Raw genomic sequence first — 17,658 nt, forward strand, 5'->3', positions numbered from 1 at the left:
TGTACCTACATGATACCATACAAACAGCTCTCTTTGGCAGATATTTTTACCGATTGCCAAAATAAATTTGATAATGATAAATATCAGTTCCTTGCACTTCTCGAAAATACCATCAACTTAGATGAAATGGTCCCAGTGTCCTTTATTTCTCATTTCCATGCTGCCACTGGCAGGCCCCGTAAGCATCTGCTTTATCCGATGCTCAGGGCTCTGTTATTACAGCTCATCTTCTCAATCCCAACAACATCCCTGCTGATCGTATTCCTGAAATACTCCCAGGAACTGCGGGACTTCTGCGGCTTTGATGTTGTCCCGGATGCCTCTAAATTCACCCGCTTCAAACAGGAGTTTTTATCGGACTTACAATCCATGTTCGACCATCTTGTTGACTTGACCGAACCGATATGCCATTCTATTGATACACAGAAAGCTTCCATGCTTCTCTTTGACACCTCCGGCATTGAGGCATGGGTTACAGAAAACAATCCCAAATATGCCAACCGTATCATCAAACAGCTGAAAGCCTTCAAAAAAGCAAAAGGGATGGACGATTCCTTTGACCCTTATAAAGCCGCCTACGGCTCCATGCCTTCCCATGCTGCCGCCAGTCCAGCCATTCAGCAGATGTACATTAACGGGCATTTCTGTTATGCTTATAAATTCGGTATTATTACCAACGGACTCGGCATTGTCCGGGATATTTCCTTTTATAACAAGGACTTTCTTGCGGCTCATCCTGACATCATTGTTGGAAAAAAATCTGATTCCCCGGATGAAGATAAGAGTCTTGCCGATTCCAGGGCATTGATTCCCACTTTAAAGGATTTCTTTCGCAAGCATCCGCTTATCAATCCGAAAACTTTTCTGGGAGACGCCGCATTTGATTCCATTGAAATCTACAAATACCTGTTACAGGAAGCTTCCTTTGAGCAGGCTTACATTCCCCTCAACGGCAGAATCTCCCTTCCAAAATCCGACTGCCCGCTGAATAAGGACGGCATCCCCTGCTGCCCCAAAGACCCATCCCTTCCAATGAAACGGGAAGGAAGCAAATCCCATCTCCGCTGCGGACTGCCAACCATGAAGTTTGTATGCCCGAAAATGAAATGGGAGTGGAACAAACTTACAAAGAAATCAAAACGTGTCTGCCACTGTGAAAATCCCTGTACTGAATCCCCCTGCGGCAGGATGTTTTATATTTATCCCGAGAAAAACCTGCGCGCCTATCCTGGTACGCTTCGTGGTACGGCCGAATGGGATTCCACCTATAAGCTCAGGGTAAACGTTGAGAAATCAATCAACCATTTCAAGGACAGCTTCTGTGTTGCCGGACGTAAAACGCAGAATGAAAAAACGCTTCATGCTGACCTGCTTCTCGCCGGGATTACCCAGCTTATTACTGTAATGGTGGCTGATAAACTGCACAGGCATGAATATATCCGCAGTTTAAAACCTCTGATTGCATAACCTTACATACCGCATACCATTTCACGGGCAGATATCCTTATCTGCTTTGTTTTCATGTCTTAAAATCCTTGTTATCCACATCCACCTCCTGTAAGTCCGGCTCAACCGGGCCTTTGCCCTATTGGAATCAAGATTTTGAACTTGTTTCGCAATTACCTACAAAATTATATTCGTACATCCCATCTTTTTCTTTTAAAAAATTCCCGGTTTCCAGAGCCTTTTTCAGAAGTTCCTGTACGTTTCCTCTCCCTGTGGCCATATGGGCCATCCCGGCGTCAAACTGCTCCACCACGGACATTTCCACCAGAAATTCCCGCAGCTCTGTCTCCCACCGCTCGATAATGCAGGGGAAAAAATTCCACATATCGCCCACCGCCTGTTTTACATCGCCGCCGGCCATCGCCGCAAAACGCAGGAACAGCGGATTCCCACCGGCTGCTTTCCAGATACGGTCTGCTTTCTCCGGAGACAGATTTAACTTCCAGTTTTTTAAATAGGCATCCTGCCCCTGCCGGTCAAGCTGTAAATCTTCCTCCTCAATCACAAGAAAAGGTTGCTCCATATGAAAAGGCATCAGCCACTGGGGAAGCCTGCATCTGGAAATGAGAATCAGCCATATATCCTGGCGCTTCAGCAGAAGGCTCAGTTTTTCTGCATACAGCTCTCTCTGCCTCTCTCCTGAAATTTCATGCAAATCATCCAGAACTGCCACATGTTTTCTGCCGTCTTTCGGAATTTCTATCTGATCCGCTCCCGCCTCCCTGGCCGAATAATAGTCGTAGCTTTTTCGGCTGAGCATATGTTTTACCAGAGACGTCTTACCGTTTCCGGTCATTCCATACAGATAAACATTCTGCTGCAGTTCCTGCGCCAGTTTGAATTTCTTCCTGCCCCGTTCCGGACAGACATACCTTTCATCCATACTGTTTCCTTTTTCCACTTTCATTTTGCATTCACCCTTCCCCTGCTGTCAGGCAGAACCGGTAAAATAGCTGTCCAGCTACATTTTATCTGATATTTTTTTGAATTGGAACTGCCCGCACGGGTAGTTGTTCCTGCGGAGCGCAGATCTGGACACTTTGCCGCGCGCGAGCGGATTGCCTGGCAATAAATTTCCTCTCCGCGAGCTGCGCATCCCGCCCGAAGGGCTTTCTCTTATAGGAAATCCATATACTTTAGTACTTCACAGTATCATTGTATTTCCTGTAAGATGAAAATAAAAAGAATCTCCAGAGCGAGATTCTTTTTATTTTCTGCTGTTTTCTGTTATTTTACACACTTTAACGCCAATGGCGTCACAAATTGGCTGAAACTCCTTAAGATTGGTAGTGCAAACTGTTTTCTGTTGTTTCCAGAGCTTCCAGTGCAATAATACAGTCACCCACTGTTTTACAGATATTGCCTTTCATTGGTTCCTGATTCTCAGACAATTTCGTAATCGCAGTTCTTATCTGCTTCGGCAGATTTTTCTCATCCTTTAACCTGCTGAATTTCTCCCTGTGCTTTTCAGAAAATTCACAGGAACGACAGAAATCATCTGTCTTGCGACAATTTACATCCGGCAATTCTGCCCGATCATCCCGAAAACAAACTTTCGCTTTTGCCCGGTGACACTCCGTCTCATCTAAAAGTTCTTTTTCTATGCCATATAAAAATCTGCGTTCCTTCCAAACACACTCACTCCTCAACCGGAAATATTTCAAGATTATTCAGATACAGTCTTTCATCCAGTTCGAAATATTCTTCTTCATCAACGAAAAATTTCTGACTTTTCTCCAACATTTCCATCATCAGCCCAATCTGGGCATCATTAAATTTCCCCCTGGTATAATTACCTCAGCATTTCATTAATCTCTGCACCAGCCGGCGCCGCTATCCGTATACTGCCTCCCCCAGTTCCCTCAAACTCCCGTACACGCCCGCACAGGGATATTTTTCCAGTTCTTCCCTGGTTGTGGTTCCCGTAGTGACTCCTGCAAAATCCACCCCGGCAGCCTCCGCTGTCCTGGCGTCCACCAGACTGTCCCCCACGTACAGCACCTGTTCCGGCGGCAGATTCCAGGCAGCAAGGGTCATAAGCAGTCCCTCCGGGTCCGGTCTGACAGCGCTCACATCCTCTCCGCCCACAATCATGTCAATATATTCTGACCCATGACACTTATCCAGAATTGCGTCAATCTGACAGTGGTATTTTGCTGTGACGATTCCCGTCCGGATGTTCCTGTCTCTCAGAGAACGGAGCAAATCCAGGGCGTCCGGATACAGATTCGTATAGGCTACCATGACCAGATCCGCCATATCCCGGAAATAAATTTCAAACAGTACTGCTTTTGCTTCTTCCTGATCCCCGGTGAGCTCCCGGTAAATATCTTTCATGGAAAGCCCGGCTGTTCTCCGAACTGCTTCCCGTTCGGCCAGAGGAATGCCCAGGCTTCCCAGTCCATGATTGACACATGACAACATTCCCTCTGTGGAGTCTCCCAGCGTATAGTCAAAATCAAAAACAACTGCCTGATATTTCATACTTCTCTTTCCTTTCCTGTGTTCAGCGGTTTACATAATATTCCACAAACACTTAATCTGAGGGCTTAAGGTATCAAAATCCCATTGTTTTTCACTGTTTTCCCTGCTGTTTGGGTCATTGACATAAAACCCGTTGTCATCATAGCTTCGCAAAAGTATAAAATGACCGGTGGTGGTAAAGTCACCGGGACGCATACTGCAGATTACCAGGCCTCCCTGGTCCAGAGCCTGCTTTATCTGCGTCTCCCCAAGAGGAAGTTCCCTGCCTGACAGCCCCAGTTCCCCGGCGCCTCTGATAAAGAAATCCCAGCCTGTCCCTGCCTCCGTATAAAATCCGCTGTCATATGCATACGCCGCCATTTTCCGGGGATTCATGGCAGTATCTCCGGTCAGATACAGGTAAGCCATGGTCATGCAGGTGGGGCCGCAGCCTGCCACCCCAACCATCTCCTGTCCGTAACTGTCGTATCCCCAGCGCCTGTCCCACTGCATCAGCAGAGGAACCTGTCCCGGCTGATAATCTGAGGTCAGATCTATCTCTTTTCCAAGATAATCCGCCCGGCTGGGATAACCTGCCACAAAATCGGCTGTTTCCGGATTATGCTCCAGCATTTCCTCCAGTTCCTGGGGATAATCCTCCCCCTTTTCTTTCAGGCTCTGCAAACAACGTTCTGCCTCTGCGGCCCCGGAGCCCTGCTGCCGGATACGCCCCGCAGCCGGAAGAACCGCCGCAAGAATCAGGAACATCCCCATTCCTGCTGCCATGCGTCTTATTTTCCTGCGTCTTCGTTCTCTCCGGCGTTTTGCATTTCCCTGTCTCATATTAACTCCTTTCTCACGCTCATTTTCCTGTTCTGTACAGGATTATTATAAAAAAAGGAGTTTGGCAAATCTCACGTTTTTTCTCGCAAAATTTTTAAGAAATTATGAAGATTTGCACTGTGATTCGGAATTATTATGCTTTTATTCATCCGGAAGCTGCAGCCAGAGGCAGTTCTACGGTAAATACTGTCCGTTCCTGCTGGCTCTCCGCTTTTATACTGCCCTTGTGCAGCCGGACAATTTCTCTGGCAATGGCAAGGCCCAGCCCGGCGCCGCCTCCTTTGCTCTGTCTTGCGCTGTCCAGCCGGTAAAACTGTTCAAACACCCGTTCCAGCTTTTCTTCCGGAATGGTGGCGCCTCTGTTTTCCACCTGAATGTACACCCGGTCTTCCGATGATTCTGCCCGCAGCCGAATCTCCGTATCCTCATAGCTGTAAAGCACTGCATTCCGCAGCAGGTTGTCAAAAACCCGCTGCAGCTTTTCCGAATCGCAGGTAATTTTCAGGTCTTCCGGCTCCACCGTCAGCCTGCAGGTGAGATTTTTTTCCTGAAATATCGGATGAAATTCAAATACCGTCTGTTCCAGCAGCAGTTTCAGTGATATGGTGGAGGTTTCCAGTTCCAGATGGGTCAGGTTAAATCTGGTAATCTCAAAAAATTCATTGATCAGAGTTTCCAGCCGCTCCGCCTTTTCCAGAGAAACAGACAGGTATTTCTCCTGAAGCTCCGGAGAAATCTCCCGCTCCTCACGCAGCAGGGTAAGGTAACCAATAACGGAGGTAAGGGGAGTTTTCAGATCATGGGCCAGATAGACAATCAGGTCATTTTTCCGCTGCTCCGCCTCCCTGGCCAGCTCCCGGTTTTTCTGATTCTGGCGCTGTACCTGATTCATATACTGTTCCACTTCCCGAAGTTCTCCCCGAAGCTGAATCGGTCCGGATTCTTCCGTGAGATGCTCCATGGCTCCCAGCACTTCCTGAAAATAATTCAGCAGTTTTATCCAGTAAACAATACCGATAATCAGGAGCCCCGCCAGAAACATCACGCATACGAAAATTCCCTGATTTTCCGAAATCCAGTGAAGCATCGGATAAAACCCTTCCGTTCCGTACCATATATAAGCATCGCATATGGTTTTTCCCAGAAAAAGCAGAAGCACCAGCAGGCCCATGCAGACAGAACCTGCCCCCAGCATTTTCCGGAAAAACCGATGGAGAATGACCTGTTTAATCTGTTTTTCATTTCTCAATGGTATAGCCAACCCCCCAGACCGTTTTTATAAACTTCTGATTCCGGTAAGAATCCTGCATTTTCTCCCGTATTCTGCCGATATGGGCCATAACGGTGTTGTTATTGTCCAGATATTTCTCTTTCCAGACCGCCTCAAACAGTTCTTCAGAGGAAACCACCTCTCCCTGATGGCGGCAGAGATACCAGAGAATTTCAAATTCCAGCGGCGTCAGTTCCAGATTCTTTCCATAGAGAGAACAGCGGTGATTCCGTCTGTTCATAATCAGTCCCCGGATATCCAGTTCGTCCTGATTTTCCTCCGGCGCCTTTCCGGCTTCCTGTTCATTGTAACGGTGGTACCGGCGCAGCTGGGTTTTTACCCGCGCCACCACCTCCAGCGGATTGAAAGGCTTGGTGATATAATCATCGGCGCCCAGCATCAGACCGTTGATTTTATCCACGTCTTCCACCCTGGCAGTCAGCATAATGATGGGAAAATAATACCGTTTCCGGATTTCCTGACAGAGGCGAAGGCCGTCCACATCGGGCAGCATCAAATCCAGAACAGCCAAATCCACATGCTCCTGCTCCACACAGGCCAGCGCTTCCTGCCCTCGATAATATTTCAGAATCTCATATCCCTCATGTTCCAGATACAGCTCCAGCAAATCCGCCACCTCTGTTTCATCATCTACCACCAGGATACGTTCCGACATGTTCCGCCTCCTTTCTGCCTGTTATTCCGTCAGGCAGTTGCCTGTGCTATTCCGGCAGCTCTGCCAGAACTTCCGGGAATATCTGTACGCTTCGTCTGAGAATCCCCTGCATATGGGCAATGGCAGTTCCGTAATTGGTCATGGGAATATACTGGTCCGCCGCACATTTCAGCCGATATTTCATCTCCCGCTCATTCAGCATACAGCCGCCGCAGTGAATTACCAGCTTATAATCTGTCAAATCCTCCGGAAATTCCGTTCCTGAAGTAAACGTAAGGGAAAGCTGCTTCTTTGTGTACTCCCTGAGCCACCGGGGCAGCTTCACAGAGCCGATATCGTCGCACTGACGATGATGGGTGCAGCCTTCTGAAATCAGGATTTTATCCCCCTCCTGCAGTGTATCTATGGCAGCCGCACCCCGTACTGCTGTCCGCAGATTTCCTTTGTACCGGGCAAACAGAATAGAAAAAGAAGTAAGGGGAATTTCCTCCGGCGTATCTTTGCTGACCCCGGCAAAAACCTGGCTGTCCGTAATGACCAGAGCAGGCTTCTTCCCCAGTTCCTGTAATGTCTGTGTTACTTCGGTTTCTTTTATGACAATGGAAACCGCACCTGCCTCCAGAATATCCCGAACGGTCTGCTGCTGGGGCAGAATCAGCCTGCCTTTGGGAGCCGCACTGTCTATGGGTACCACCAGCACCACGAAATCCGAAGGCTTCAGCAAATCCCCCACAATTCTGCCTTCCGGCCCGGATTTCACTGCCAGCCCGGCAATTTTCTCCTTTAATTCTTCTATCCCGAATCCCGTCCTGGCACTGACAGAAATACATCGCTTTGCATCCGGCTCCCATCCGGCACCTGCACTGCCCTCCTGCTGCTGTTCTGCGTGTTTCTCTTCCGGGGAATCTGTCAGATCAGCTTTATTCACAGCCACCACATAGGGAATCTTCTTTTCCTGAAACAGGCCCGCCAGTTCCCGTTCCGCCTCTGTAAAACCTGCGGTTTTGTCCGTAACCAGCACAGCCACGTCTGTCTTATTCAGAATCTGTCTGGTTTTTCTGACACGCAATTCTCCCAGGGCGCCTTCATCATCAATTCCTGGGGTGTCAATGATTACCACAGGCCCCATGGGCAGGAGCTCCATGGCTTTCTGCACCGGGTCCGTGGTGGTTCCTCTGATTTCAGACACTACTGCCAGTTCCTGTCCGGTCACTGCGTTGACCAGACTGGATTTTCCTGCATTTCTTCTCCCGAAAAAACCAATATGTATGCGGTCTGCGGATGGGGTACTGTTCAGACTCATGGCTGCTCCTTTCCTGTTCAGACAATTCAGACAATTGTAAAACTGTTACATTTTGGAATAGGCGGTTTTGCTGCTGACTCCGGCCAGCTTCCCCAGTTTCCCGGAAAGGGCGCTGATAATATCCTGGGGTGCATCCACCGCAATGCTGATAATATTGATTCCCTTTTTGGGGTAGGGAATTCCCATTCTCCCGATAATATACGTTCCGTATCCGTGAAGAATCCCGTTCAGCGCTTCCACAGATTCTTCCTCTTCTACAATAATGCCGATAATGGCTACCCGTGATTCCATATACTTCCTCAATTCTGACGGATCTGTCATAAATGCCTGCCGGATATTTCATCTTCGTCAAATTCCACCGTCACAAAAAATCCTTTCGGCGTCTCATGGATACTCACCACTTTTCCTTCTGTGGATTTCAATCGCTGGCTGAAGCTGTAATTGGCCGACATGGCATAGGCTTTGCCCAGCGTGTAATAATAAGAAGTGGGCAGTTTCCCTTCCGTTACCGGAAGCACATCGCCTTCCTGCAGCAATCCTGTACGTTCCATTTTAAATTCCATCTGACGCATACCTTACCTCCGTTTCCAGGTGGAGGGAGCCATCAGCAGCAGAATGGGAAACAGTTCCAGGCGTCCTGCCAGCATGTCAAACATCAGCACATATTTGGCCGGCTGGGAATACACCGCAAAATTAGCCGCCGGCCCCACCTGCTCCAGCCCCGGCCCGATATTGTTCAACGTGGCTGCCACCGCAGTAAAATTGGTGGTAAAATCCAGCCCGTCCAGGGAAATCAGCAGAAGGGACAGAGCAAATACAAAGGCATAGGCAATAAAAAACACGCAAATCGAGCGCAGTACATCCTTGTTGACCACTCGTTTCTCAAAATGTATCTGCCGCACCCTTTTTGGATGAATCAGGTAAGACAGTTCATTTTTTACCAGTTTCATCATAATAACCACACGGGAAATCTTAATTCCCCCTCCGGTACTGCCTGCACAGGCTCCCGCAAACATCAGCAGCACCAGAATGACTTTGGAAAATTCCGGCCACTGGTTAAAATCCGTGGTGGAATAGCCTGTGGTGGTGATAATGGACGCCACCTGAAAGGCCGCATGATGAAAAGCGTCAAATACAGACTGAAATCCTCCTCTGATATTTATGGTAATCAGGAGGACAGACGCCAGAATCAGTCCCAGATAATATCTCATTTCCTCATGCTGCAGCGCCTGCAGAGGCTTTCTGGTCCAGAGCAGGTAATATACGTTAAAATTTATACCGAATAAAATCATAAAAACCGTAATCACTGCCTGGGAGGCCATGGAATACGACCCGATACTGCTGTTCAGCACACCGAATCCTCCGGTTCCGGCAGTACCGAACGACAGCGTCAGGGATTCAAACAGGGACATCCCGGTAATCAGCAGCAGCAGAATCTGAACAATAGTCAGAACCACATACATTTTATACAGATTCCGGGCTGTGTTTTTCACCCTCGGAACCAGTTTTCCCACTGTGGGCCCAGGGCTCTCCGCCCGCATGAGATGCATATTGTAGCCTCCTGCCAGCGGAAGAATAGCCAGAATCAGCACCAGTACCCCCATTCCGCCAATCCAGTGGCTGAAACTGCGCCAGAACAGATTACATCTGGAAAGAACTTCCACATCTTGCAGAATACTGGCCCCCGTAGTGGTCAGACCGGAAATAATCTCAAACAATGCTTCTGTGTAACTGGAAATCTCTCCGGACAGGTACAGGGGCAGCGCTCCCGTAAGGCTCAGCACAATCCAGCTTAAGGATACTGTCACAAATCCTTCTCTGGCGTAAAACACATTGCTTTTGGGCTTTTTCATTTTGCCAAGGGCCCCCAGCAGAAGACAGCCCACCAGTACCACTCCGTATGCCCATCCTTCTTTTTCCTTGTAAATCAGTGCCACTGCGCAGGGAAGAGCCAGAAACCATGCCTGAAATTCCAGTACCCGGCAGAGAATATACCTGATAATCGAATAATTCATAACCCGTTCTCCTCCGCCTATGCCAGAATATCTTTCAGATCATGGAATCCCTGACTGGTGGTTACCACTACTACCGTATCGCCCACTTCAATGGTATCCTGACCTCCCGGCGTGATTATATTTCCTTTCCGGTTGATACAGCCAATCAGAAGATTTTCTTTCAGGCGCAGCTCTTTCAGGGGAACGCCCACAAGCTCCGATTTCTCATGCACCCGGAATTCCAGTGCTTCCACCTTATCCTCAATCAGCTGGTACAGTGTCTCAATATTGCTGCCGATGGAATTCTGCATGGCCCGCACATACTGGAGAATATACTCGGCGGTAATATGCTTGGGATAAAGCACACTGCCCAGATCCATACTGTCCAGAATCTCATCATAGGCAATCCGGTGAACCTTGGTGATGGTTTTTGCCTTTGACACACTTTTTGCAAACAGGCTCAGCATTATATTTTCTTCATCCAGATTGGTCCAGGACACAAAGGAATGGGCCTGGGGCATTCCTTCTTCATACAGAAGATTCCGTTCCGTCCCGTCTCCATGGATAATCATGGCCTGGGGCAGAAGCTCGCTCAGCTCATTGCAGCGCTGTTTGTCCTGCTCAATGATTTTGATTTCCATACCCATGGGCAGAAGCTGTTTTGCCAGATAATATGTAGTCTCCCCGCCGCCGATAATCATACAGTTTTTAATCCGGTTGGTGGTCATTCCGATTTTCCGAAAAAATTCATTGGCTTTTCTGGAAGAAGCTATGATGGAAATCACATCTTTTTCCTGCAGCTCAAAATTACCGGAAGGGATATAGACTTCTTCTCCCCGCTCCACGGAGCAAATCAGCACGTCGCATTTCAGTCCGCCGGAAATATAAGTCAGAGGCTTTCCGCCCAGCACAGAGCCTTCTCCGATTTTACATTTCATAAGCTCCACCCTTCCTTTGGCAAAGGTGTCTACCTTGATGGCGGAAGGAAACTTCAGCAGGCGGGCAATCTCACAGGCCGCCGCATATTCCGGGTTGATAATCATGGATAATCCCAGTTCTTCCTTGATATAGGCTATCTCCTTATTGTAAATGGGATTGCGCACCCTGGCAATGGTGTTGCAGCCGCCCGCCTTTCTGGCAATCAGGCAGCACAGCAGATTTAATTCATCGGAAGTGGTAACTGCTATCAGCAGATCCGCCTCCTCAATTCCCGCTTCGTTCTGCACTGTAAAACTTGCTCCGTTTCCCACCACTCCCATAACATCAAACCGGTTTGCCACGGATTCCGCCTTCAGGGAGTCTGTATCTACTACGGTAATATTGTGCCCTTCCTTACTCAACTGTTCTGTCAGAGTTGTGCCCACATTTCCACAACCCACAATAATTATCTGCATGATGTCCTCCGTTCTGTACGTCTTTCATCACAATATACGCACAAAAAGGTAAAATCTGTTGTATTTTTCTGTTATCTGTCGTATTTTTTCAAAAGCCCCAGACCCAGCGGATGGGGGCCCGTATGAACTCCTATGGTGGCTCCAATCTGATAGATTTCAATCTTCTCATATCCGGAATAAGTCTTCAAAGATGCCAGAAGCTGATTCCGGAATTCCTCTGCCTCCTCATAATTATAACCGTACCCTACCACAATCTGATAGTCGTCGGGAGATTCACCCGTTTTCTCAAAATGCTCTTTTGTCTGTTCCGTCAGGCGCTTCAGCCCCTTTTTCCGGTTTCTGACAATCCCTGTGGGGAAAATCTCTCCTTCCCTCAGCATAATCAGTGGTTTGATTCCAAGGGTGGAAGCCGCCGTACCCATTACTTTGCCGATTCTTCCTCCGTGAATCAGGTATTCATAATTTCCCACGGTAAATATAATTCTTCCGGTTGGCTTGATTTTCTCTATTTTTTCCAGTGTTTCTTCAAAAGACAGCCCGTCCCGCTGCATCCGCACGGTCTCCAGTACCAGAAGCCCCTGCAGCACCGTATCCATGGTGGTATCCACCACCTGAATCCGAATATCGGGATATTCCTCCAGCAGCAAATCGGCGGCTGTTCTGGCCGAATTGTAAGAACCGCTGAATTTCGTGGTAATGCACAGGCAGATAATATCTTTACCCTCTTTTGCATAAGGTGTAAAGGCTTCCACATAATCCTGCACGGAAGGAAGGGAAGATTTGGGAAATTTATCCGGATTATCCACCATTTCCTGATAAAACGTCCGCACGCTGATTTCCTCAATTTCTTTCCGGTATGTCTGTCCGTCAAAGGTCACATAAAACGGTACCACCCGCACTCCTGCCTGACTGGCCGCTTCCACGCCCAAATCGCAGGAACCATCCGTAATAATCTGATACGCCATAGTATTCCCCTTTTCCTGTTACATAAAGGGAAGCACTCCGCTTCCCCGTTTTTCAAATCACTTCTTTGCTATTATAATACCTTTTCCATAAAAAGAAAAGGGCTTTTGCAGAATCTTCCCTGTTACAGAAATTCTCCGTTACTGTTCACACGGCACCGCGCACCACGTTGCACGGTGTCCGGCCAGGGAAGTAGTGGATGCCGGGCATCCGTCACCTCCGGAAAATCTTCTGTCCGCAGACACGGGGGGGGTGGTACCAATCCCCTCAGTCTTCCTGTCCCGTCAGGAATTCCAGAAAATCTGCCGCCACATCCTGATGCCCGGAATAGCGAAATACGATAAAATACGCCGGCCCCCGGCTCTGATATCCGTATTGCTGCAATATTTCACTGTCTTCGATGCGGACTGCGTCCTGCCGGCAGATGTCTTCATAGGCAGACACAAATTCTGCTCCCATCAGTTCTTCCACCGGAACCAGAAAGTTTTCCTCTCCTGCATATTCCTCATACACTTCTTCCGGACAGATAAAAACATCTGCTGTATTGGCTCCCACCAGCGTAACCATTTTCATCTGACTGGCATAATCCAGCTCCCCGGAACCGTCCTGGCCGGAAAAGGCCACGGAGGTATCCAGCATATACTTATGCCTCCGGCTGTCGTCTCCCCGGTATGCCTGAAAATGTTCCATGATTCCTGTATCCAGTTCTTTTCCGTTGATAACCGCCGTATATATCATGGTTTCATTCCGGAAGCTGTCCAGCCACACGCCGATCCCCACAACCAGCACAATAAGACCCGCAAGAGCCGCAATATGGAACTTATAATAGCTCAGAATATATTCCAGTTTTTCGTTCCCGCTCATGGAAGCCAGTTTTTCACGCTCCAGTTCTCTTTTTTCTTTCCTCGACATGTCCGATTCGTGCTTTTTCTGAAATTTCGTATCCATAGCTCCTCCTGCTAACTGTTCTGTTCTGCAATCTTTTCCGCCAGCTCACTCAGATATACCCACCGCTCCATTTTCGCTTCCAATTCTGCTTCTGTCCGCTCCTTTTCCTCTGTGAGTTCCGACAGCCGCAGGGAATTGGTGGCATGTTTCATCATGTCGTCTTCCAGCTTTTCCAGCTTTTCTTCCAGTCCGGCCACTTCCTGCTCTATAACCTCATATTCCCTCTGTTCTTTATAGGTGAATTTCAGTTTTTTCTCTCCGTATTTCGGCTTTCCTTTCGACGTCTCTCTGGCCGCTTTCGCCGCTTTTCCTGCTCCGGCCGCCGGTTCCCCTCTGGAACACGTTTCTTTTCCGACATTAAGATAATCCAGGTAGCCTCCCTCATACTGCTGCAAATGGCCCTGTCCCTCAAATGCAAAAATTCTGGCAGCCACACGCTCCAGAAAATAGCGGTCATGGGACACGGCAATCACAATCCCTTCAAAGGAATCCAGATAATCCTCCAGTATGCTCAGTGTCTGTATATCCAAATCGTTGGTGGGCTCGTCCAGAATCAGCACATTGGGCGCTCCCATCAGCACCCGCAGCAGATACAGTCTTCTGCGTTCCCCTCCGGACAGTTTCCCCACCGGAGTCCACTGCATGGCGCCGTCGAACAGAAAACGCTCCATCATCATGGCCGCGCTGATTTTCCCGTCTCCGGTATCCACATAGTTCCCTGCTTCCCGTACATAGTCGATGGCCCGGATGTTTTCATCCATATGGGAATTATCCTGAGAAAAGTAACCGATTCGAATGGTCTCCCCCTGCTCCACGCTGCCCTCATCCGGAACCACCTGTCCCAGAATCAGTTTCAGCAGAGTGGATTTCCCGCAGCCATTGGGCCCTATAATTCCAATCCGCTCTCCCTTCAGAAATATATAAGTAAAATCCTGAATTAATATCTGGTCTCCATATGATTTGGACAGTCCTTTGACCTCGATGGTCTTCTTCCCCATCCGGGTGGAGGCCGAAGACATCTCCACTCTTTTTTCCTCCGGCGGCCCGTCCTGAGCCAGCATGTCTTCAATCCGCTGAATATGGGCTTTCTGTTTGGTGGAACGGGCCCTTGCCCCTCTGGCCAGCCAGGCCAGTTCCTTTTTCAGGATACTTTTCCGTTTCCGCTGACTGGCCTGCTCCATATTCTGCCTCTGGATTTTCAACGCCACATAATCGGCATAATTCCCCGGATAGCTGTAAATATTTCCACGGTCCACCTCTACAATCCGGTCTGCAATCCCATCCAGAAAGTACCGGTCATGGGTTACCATCACCACAGCGCCCCGGAACCTTACAAGATAATCTTCCAGCCATCCGGCCATCTCGCTGTCCAGATGGTTGGTGGGCTCATCCAGAATCAGGATTTCCACCGGCTGCAGCAATACATTGACCAGAGCCACACGCTTTTTCTGTCCCCCGGACAGATGTTTTACCGGTTGCCTCACATCGGAAAACCCAAGGCGGTGCAGCATGGATTTGGCCTCCCCTTCCATTCCCCCGTCCTGAACGTCCAGGCCTTTCAGGGCTGCCTGTAAAATACTGTCCGTGTCTTCCGGCACAGGCGTCTGCTCCAGGTAAGCTGTTTTCACATGGTTTCCCATAACAACAGCGCCCCCGTCCGGTTCCTCCACCCCTGCAATGAGTTTTAAAAGGGTGGATTTCCCCATACCGTTGACGCCGATTACTCCGACTTTTTCGCCTTCCTGAAGGCTGAAAGAAGCATCCTCCAGCAAAATCCGTTCTGCCGTATATGCTTTCCGCAAATGTTCCGCTGCTAATATATTCATGATTCTATCCTCACCATACTGTTCTGTCTGCCGACGGGCAGCCTAAATCTCCCTGCACACCTGAAATATATAGAATTTCAGGTAATAAGATTCTTCTGCCGCCCACAAAATGGGATGATCCGGCCCCTGAGTTCTGAATTCCACCTGCCGCAGGCGCCTGTGCACATTGTCCGCCGCCTGGCGGATAGTTCTGGCAAAGAGCTCCGCGTCCATAAAATGGGAACAGGAGCAGGTGGCCAGATATCCTCCGTCTTTCACCAGCTTCATGGCCCGAAGATTGATTTCCCGGTACCCTTTCACTGCATTTTTTATGGAATTTCTGGATTTGGTAAAGGCAGGCGGGTCCAGAATCACCACGTCAAAGGTTTCTCCCCGGCGCTCCAGCTCCGGCAGCAGCTCAAACACATCCGCACAGGTGAATTTCACCCGATCAGACAGCCCGTTCAGAACCGCATTTTCCTGCGCCTGGGTTACTGCAAGGCGGGAGGCGTCCACTCCCAGCACCGAATCTGCCCCGGCAATCCCGGCGTTTAATGCAAAAGAACCCGTATGGGTAAAACAGTCCAGTACTTTTGCATGGACGCACAGAGGCTGAATAGCCTTCCGGTTGTATTTCTGGTCCAGGAAAAATCCTGTTTTCTGCCCGTCTTTCACATCCACCAGATAATGGACGCCGTTTTCCACAATTTCCACTTTTGTGTCAAATTCCGGCCCCAGAAAGCCTTTCTGCAGCTCCATGCCTTCCTGTCTGCGCACCTTTGCGTCGCTGCGCTCATAAACGCCCCGAATCCGGACGCCGTCCTCTGCCATGCATTCTTTCAAATCCTCTATAATTTCCTCTTTGAACCGGTCAATGCCCAGGGCCAGGGACTGTACCACCAGAACATCCGAGAATTTATCCACCACCAGCCCCGGCAGCCAGTCGGCCTCTCCGAAAATCAGCCGGCAGGAACTGGTATCCACCGTTTTCTTCCGGTATTCCCAGGCATTCCTGACCCGCCTTTTTATAAAATCTGCATTTATTTTCTGCTCTTTATCCCGTGACATCATGCGTATGCTGATTTTGGATTTGGGATTGAGGAACCCTTTTCCCATGGGATAACCGTCAAAATCATGGACGGATACCACATCTCCGTCTGCAACATCTCCTTCCACTGATGCAATCTCATTGTCATAAATCCAGAGTCCGCCGGATTTTATGGTTCTCCCTGCGCCCTTTTTCAGCGTAACAACTGCTTCTTCCATTCTGCCTGACCTCTCCTGACTGTGAATTTTCCGTAACAGTACAGGCTATGGCTGAACTGCTACAATTTTTCTGCCTTTTTCAGTATTATACCATTAATTCATACCATTTCATAGATAATTGCAAAACTTAACAGTTTTGCAATTATCTAATGCCATTTCAGGCCGCTGAGGGTTCATTGGATATTTTCACAAGTTCTTCCAGAATGTGATACGCTTTTCCGGAATCTATGGATTCTGCCGCCATAACGATTCCTTCTTTTATGGTTGCGGCTCTGCCGCCTGCGCACAGTGCGGCTCCTGCGTTCAGCAGCACAATCTCCCGGCGGGCGCCCCGTTCTTCCCCTTTGAGAATGGCGGTGGTAATTCTGGCATTCTGCGCCCCGTTTCCGCCCTGCAGTTCCTCCAGAGAGGCCTCTTTCAGGCCGAATTCCTCCGGTGTTACCTGACGGGTTGTCACCTTTCCTTCGCTGATTTCGGAAACCGTGGTTTTCCCGGTCAGGGTAAATTCGTCCATATGGTCCTCACCGCTCACCACATATCCCCTTACCACACCCAGCCGACTCAGAACCTTTGCCACCATGTCTGTCAGAGCAGGGTCATATACCCCTACCACCATGAATTTCGCATCCGAAGGATTGGCCAGAGGCCCCAGAATATTAAATACGGAACGGATTCCCATTTCTGTCCTGGCCTGCCCCACATATTTCATGGATTTATTAAAATTCTGGGCAAACATAAATCCAATGCCTGCCTCCTCCACACATCTGGTTACCACCTGAGGTTCCGCCATGATGTTGACTCCCAGCGCTTCCAGTACATCGCCGGCGCCGCTTTTGCTGGAAATGGAACGGTTTCCGTGTTTTGCAATGGGAAGTCCTGCCCCTGCCGCCACAAATGCCGCTGTCGTGGACACATTAAAAGTAAAGGTCCTGTCTCCTCCGGTTCCCACCAGATCCAGATAATTCTCCACCTTCGGAGCGATATGCTCTGCTTTCTCCTTTAATACTGCCGCAAATCCCGTTAATTCTTCCAGGGTTTCTCCTTTCATGCGAAGGGCTGTGAGAAATGCGCCCAGCTGAGCCTGGCCTGCCTCTCCGCTTAACATAATGTTCATGACTCTTTTTGCTTCTTCCTCTGTTAAATTCTGTCCGTCTACCACTTTCTGAATCGCTTCTTTCATATTTCCAACCTCTTTTCCAAATCTGAACCACAGGAATTATTACACTT

Annotated in this window: 16 protein-coding genes and 1 pseudogene; 1 reads left to right on the forward strand and 16 read right to left on the reverse strand. The window is 48.9% G+C overall.

Going from position 1 to position 17,658, the window contains the following annotated elements; genetic code table 11:
- Positions 1 to 9 precede the first annotated feature (9 nt).
- A pseudogene (locus tag VSQ32_13760) lies at positions 10 to 1,405 on the forward strand (transposase).
- A 189-nt stretch (positions 1,406 to 1,594) separates the two neighbouring features.
- Here VSQ32_13760 and VSQ32_13765 read toward each other — a convergent pair.
- From VSQ32_13765 to trpD, 16 genes are all read right to left on the reverse strand, one after another.
- Positions 1,595 to 2,413 (reverse strand): hypothetical protein, encoded by an 819-nt coding sequence (locus VSQ32_13765; GenBank protein MEH2943899.1) that lies wholly within the window; start codon positions 2,411 to 2,413, stop codon positions 1,595 to 1,597.
- Between the two features lie 370 nt (positions 2,414 to 2,783).
- Positions 2,784 to 3,032 (reverse strand): hypothetical protein, encoded by a 249-nt coding sequence (locus VSQ32_13770; protein ID MEH2943900.1) that lies wholly within the window; start codon positions 3,030 to 3,032, stop codon positions 2,784 to 2,786.
- Between the two features lie 307 nt (positions 3,033 to 3,339).
- Positions 3,340 to 3,990, reverse strand: a complete 651-nt coding sequence (locus VSQ32_13775) for an HAD-IA family hydrolase (protein ID MEH2943901.1) — start codon at positions 3,988 to 3,990, stop codon at positions 3,340 to 3,342.
- Positions 3,991 to 4,020: 30 nt separating this feature from the next.
- Positions 4,021 to 4,812: a C39 family peptidase gene (locus VSQ32_13780; protein ID MEH2943902.1), complete on the reverse strand. Its 792-nt coding sequence runs from the start codon at positions 4,810 to 4,812 to the stop codon at positions 4,021 to 4,023.
- A gap of 145 nt (positions 4,813 to 4,957) precedes the next feature.
- Positions 4,958 to 6,061: a HAMP domain-containing sensor histidine kinase gene (locus VSQ32_13785; GenBank protein ID MEH2943903.1), complete on the reverse strand. Its 1,104-nt coding sequence runs from the start codon at positions 6,059 to 6,061 to the stop codon at positions 4,958 to 4,960.
- Positions 6,051 to 6,758: a VanR-ABDEGLN family response regulator transcription factor gene (vanR, locus tag VSQ32_13790; GenBank protein MEH2943904.1), complete on the reverse strand. Its 708-nt coding sequence runs from the start codon at positions 6,756 to 6,758 to the stop codon at positions 6,051 to 6,053. The genes VSQ32_13785 and vanR overlap by 11 nt, the downstream gene beginning before the upstream one ends.
- A 46-nt stretch (positions 6,759 to 6,804) precedes the next feature.
- Complete coding sequence (hydF, locus tag VSQ32_13795) at positions 6,805 to 8,061, reverse strand: [FeFe] hydrogenase H-cluster maturation GTPase HydF (GenBank protein MEH2943905.1); 1,257 nt, start codon at positions 8,059 to 8,061, stop codon at positions 6,805 to 6,807.
- 45 nt (positions 8,062 to 8,106) lie between these two features.
- The gene (locus tag VSQ32_13800) at positions 8,107 to 8,352 is read right to left on the reverse strand and encodes a TM1266 family iron-only hydrogenase system putative regulator (GenBank protein MEH2943906.1); all 246 of its coding nucleotides are present in this window, start codon (positions 8,350 to 8,352) and stop codon (positions 8,107 to 8,109) included.
- Between the two features lie 26 nt (positions 8,353 to 8,378).
- A complete protein-coding gene (locus tag VSQ32_13805; protein ID MEH2943907.1) occupies positions 8,379 to 8,633 on the reverse strand; it encodes a hypothetical protein in 255 nt (84 codons plus the stop codon).
- Between the two features lie 3 nt (positions 8,634 to 8,636).
- Entirely contained in the window at positions 8,637 to 10,076 is a 1,440-nt protein-coding gene (locus VSQ32_13810) for a TrkH family potassium uptake protein (GenBank protein MEH2943908.1), read from the reverse strand.
- Positions 10,077 to 10,093: 17 nt separating this feature from the next.
- Positions 10,094 to 11,449, reverse strand: a complete 1,356-nt coding sequence (gene trkA / locus VSQ32_13815) for a Trk system potassium transporter TrkA (GenBank protein MEH2943909.1) — start codon at positions 11,447 to 11,449, stop codon at positions 10,094 to 10,096.
- 71 nt (positions 11,450 to 11,520) lie between these two features.
- Positions 11,521 to 12,414 carry a DegV family protein gene (locus tag VSQ32_13820; GenBank protein ID MEH2943910.1) on the reverse strand — a complete coding sequence of 298 codons (894 nt, stop codon included), beginning with the start codon at positions 12,412 to 12,414 and terminating at the stop codon, positions 11,521 to 11,523.
- Between the two features lie 265 nt (positions 12,415 to 12,679).
- Complete coding sequence (locus VSQ32_13825) at positions 12,680 to 13,360, reverse strand: hypothetical protein (protein MEH2943911.1); 681 nt, start codon at positions 13,358 to 13,360, stop codon at positions 12,680 to 12,682.
- Positions 13,361 to 13,371: 11 nt separating this feature from the next.
- Positions 13,372 to 15,186 (reverse strand): ABC-F family ATP-binding cassette domain-containing protein, encoded by a 1,815-nt coding sequence (locus VSQ32_13830; protein MEH2943912.1) that lies wholly within the window; start codon positions 15,184 to 15,186, stop codon positions 13,372 to 13,374.
- A 42-nt stretch (positions 15,187 to 15,228) separates the two neighbouring features.
- Positions 15,229 to 16,431, reverse strand: coding sequence for a class I SAM-dependent rRNA methyltransferase (locus tag VSQ32_13835; protein ID MEH2943913.1), 1,203 nt, complete (start codon positions 16,429 to 16,431; stop codon positions 15,229 to 15,231).
- A gap of 157 nt (positions 16,432 to 16,588) precedes the next feature.
- Positions 16,589 to 17,611: an anthranilate phosphoribosyltransferase gene (trpD, locus tag VSQ32_13840; protein MEH2943914.1), complete on the reverse strand. Its 1,023-nt coding sequence runs from the start codon at positions 17,609 to 17,611 to the stop codon at positions 16,589 to 16,591.
- Positions 17,612 to 17,658 lie beyond the last annotated feature (47 nt).

Source organism: Lachnospiraceae bacterium JLR.KK002 (assembly GCA_036941025.1).
GTDB lineage: Bacteria > Bacillota > Clostridia > Lachnospirales > Lachnospiraceae > Petralouisia.

Bases quoted from the DNA above. Each gene is read 5' to 3' on its own strand.
- VSQ32_13765 (MEH2943899.1), bottom strand. From the start codon at position 2,413: ATGAAAGTGGAAAAAGGAAACAGTATGGATGAAAGGTATGTCTGTCCG.
- VSQ32_13775 (MEH2943901.1), bottom strand. From the start codon at position 3,990: ATGAAATATCAGGCAGTTGTTTTTGATTTTGACTATACGCTGGGAGAC.
- VSQ32_13780 (MEH2943902.1), bottom strand. From the start codon at position 4,812: ATGAGACAGGGAAATGCAAAACGCCGGAGAGAACGAAGACGCAGGAAA.
- vanR (MEH2943904.1), bottom strand. From the start codon at position 6,758: ATGTCGGAACGTATCCTGGTGGTAGATGATGAAACAGAGGTGGCGGAT.
- hydF (MEH2943905.1), bottom strand. From the start codon at position 8,061: ATGAGTCTGAACAGTACCCCATCCGCAGACCGCATACATATTGGTTTT.
- VSQ32_13800 (MEH2943906.1), bottom strand. From the start codon at position 8,352: ATGGAATCACGGGTAGCCATTATCGGCATTATTGTAGAAGAGGAAGAA.
- VSQ32_13805 (MEH2943907.1), bottom strand. From the start codon at position 8,633: ATGCGTCAGATGGAATTTAAAATGGAACGTACAGGATTGCTGCAGGAA.
- VSQ32_13810 (MEH2943908.1), bottom strand. From the start codon at position 10,076: ATGAATTATTCGATTATCAGGTATATTCTCTGCCGGGTACTGGAATTT.
- trkA (MEH2943909.1), bottom strand. From the start codon at position 11,449: ATGCAGATAATTATTGTGGGTTGTGGAAATGTGGGCACAACTCTGACA.
- VSQ32_13820 (MEH2943910.1), bottom strand. From the start codon at position 12,414: ATGGCGTATCAGATTATTACGGATGGTTCCTGCGATTTGGGCGTGGAA.
- VSQ32_13825 (MEH2943911.1), bottom strand. From the start codon at position 13,360: ATGGATACGAAATTTCAGAAAAAGCACGAATCGGACATGTCGAGGAAA.
- VSQ32_13830 (MEH2943912.1), bottom strand. From the start codon at position 15,186: ATGAATATATTAGCAGCGGAACATTTGCGGAAAGCATATACGGCAGAA.
- VSQ32_13835 (MEH2943913.1), bottom strand. From the start codon at position 16,431: ATGGAAGAAGCAGTTGTTACGCTGAAAAAGGGCGCAGGGAGAACCATA.
- trpD (MEH2943914.1), bottom strand. From the start codon at position 17,611: ATGAAAGAAGCGATTCAGAAAGTGGTAGACGGACAGAATTTAACAGAG.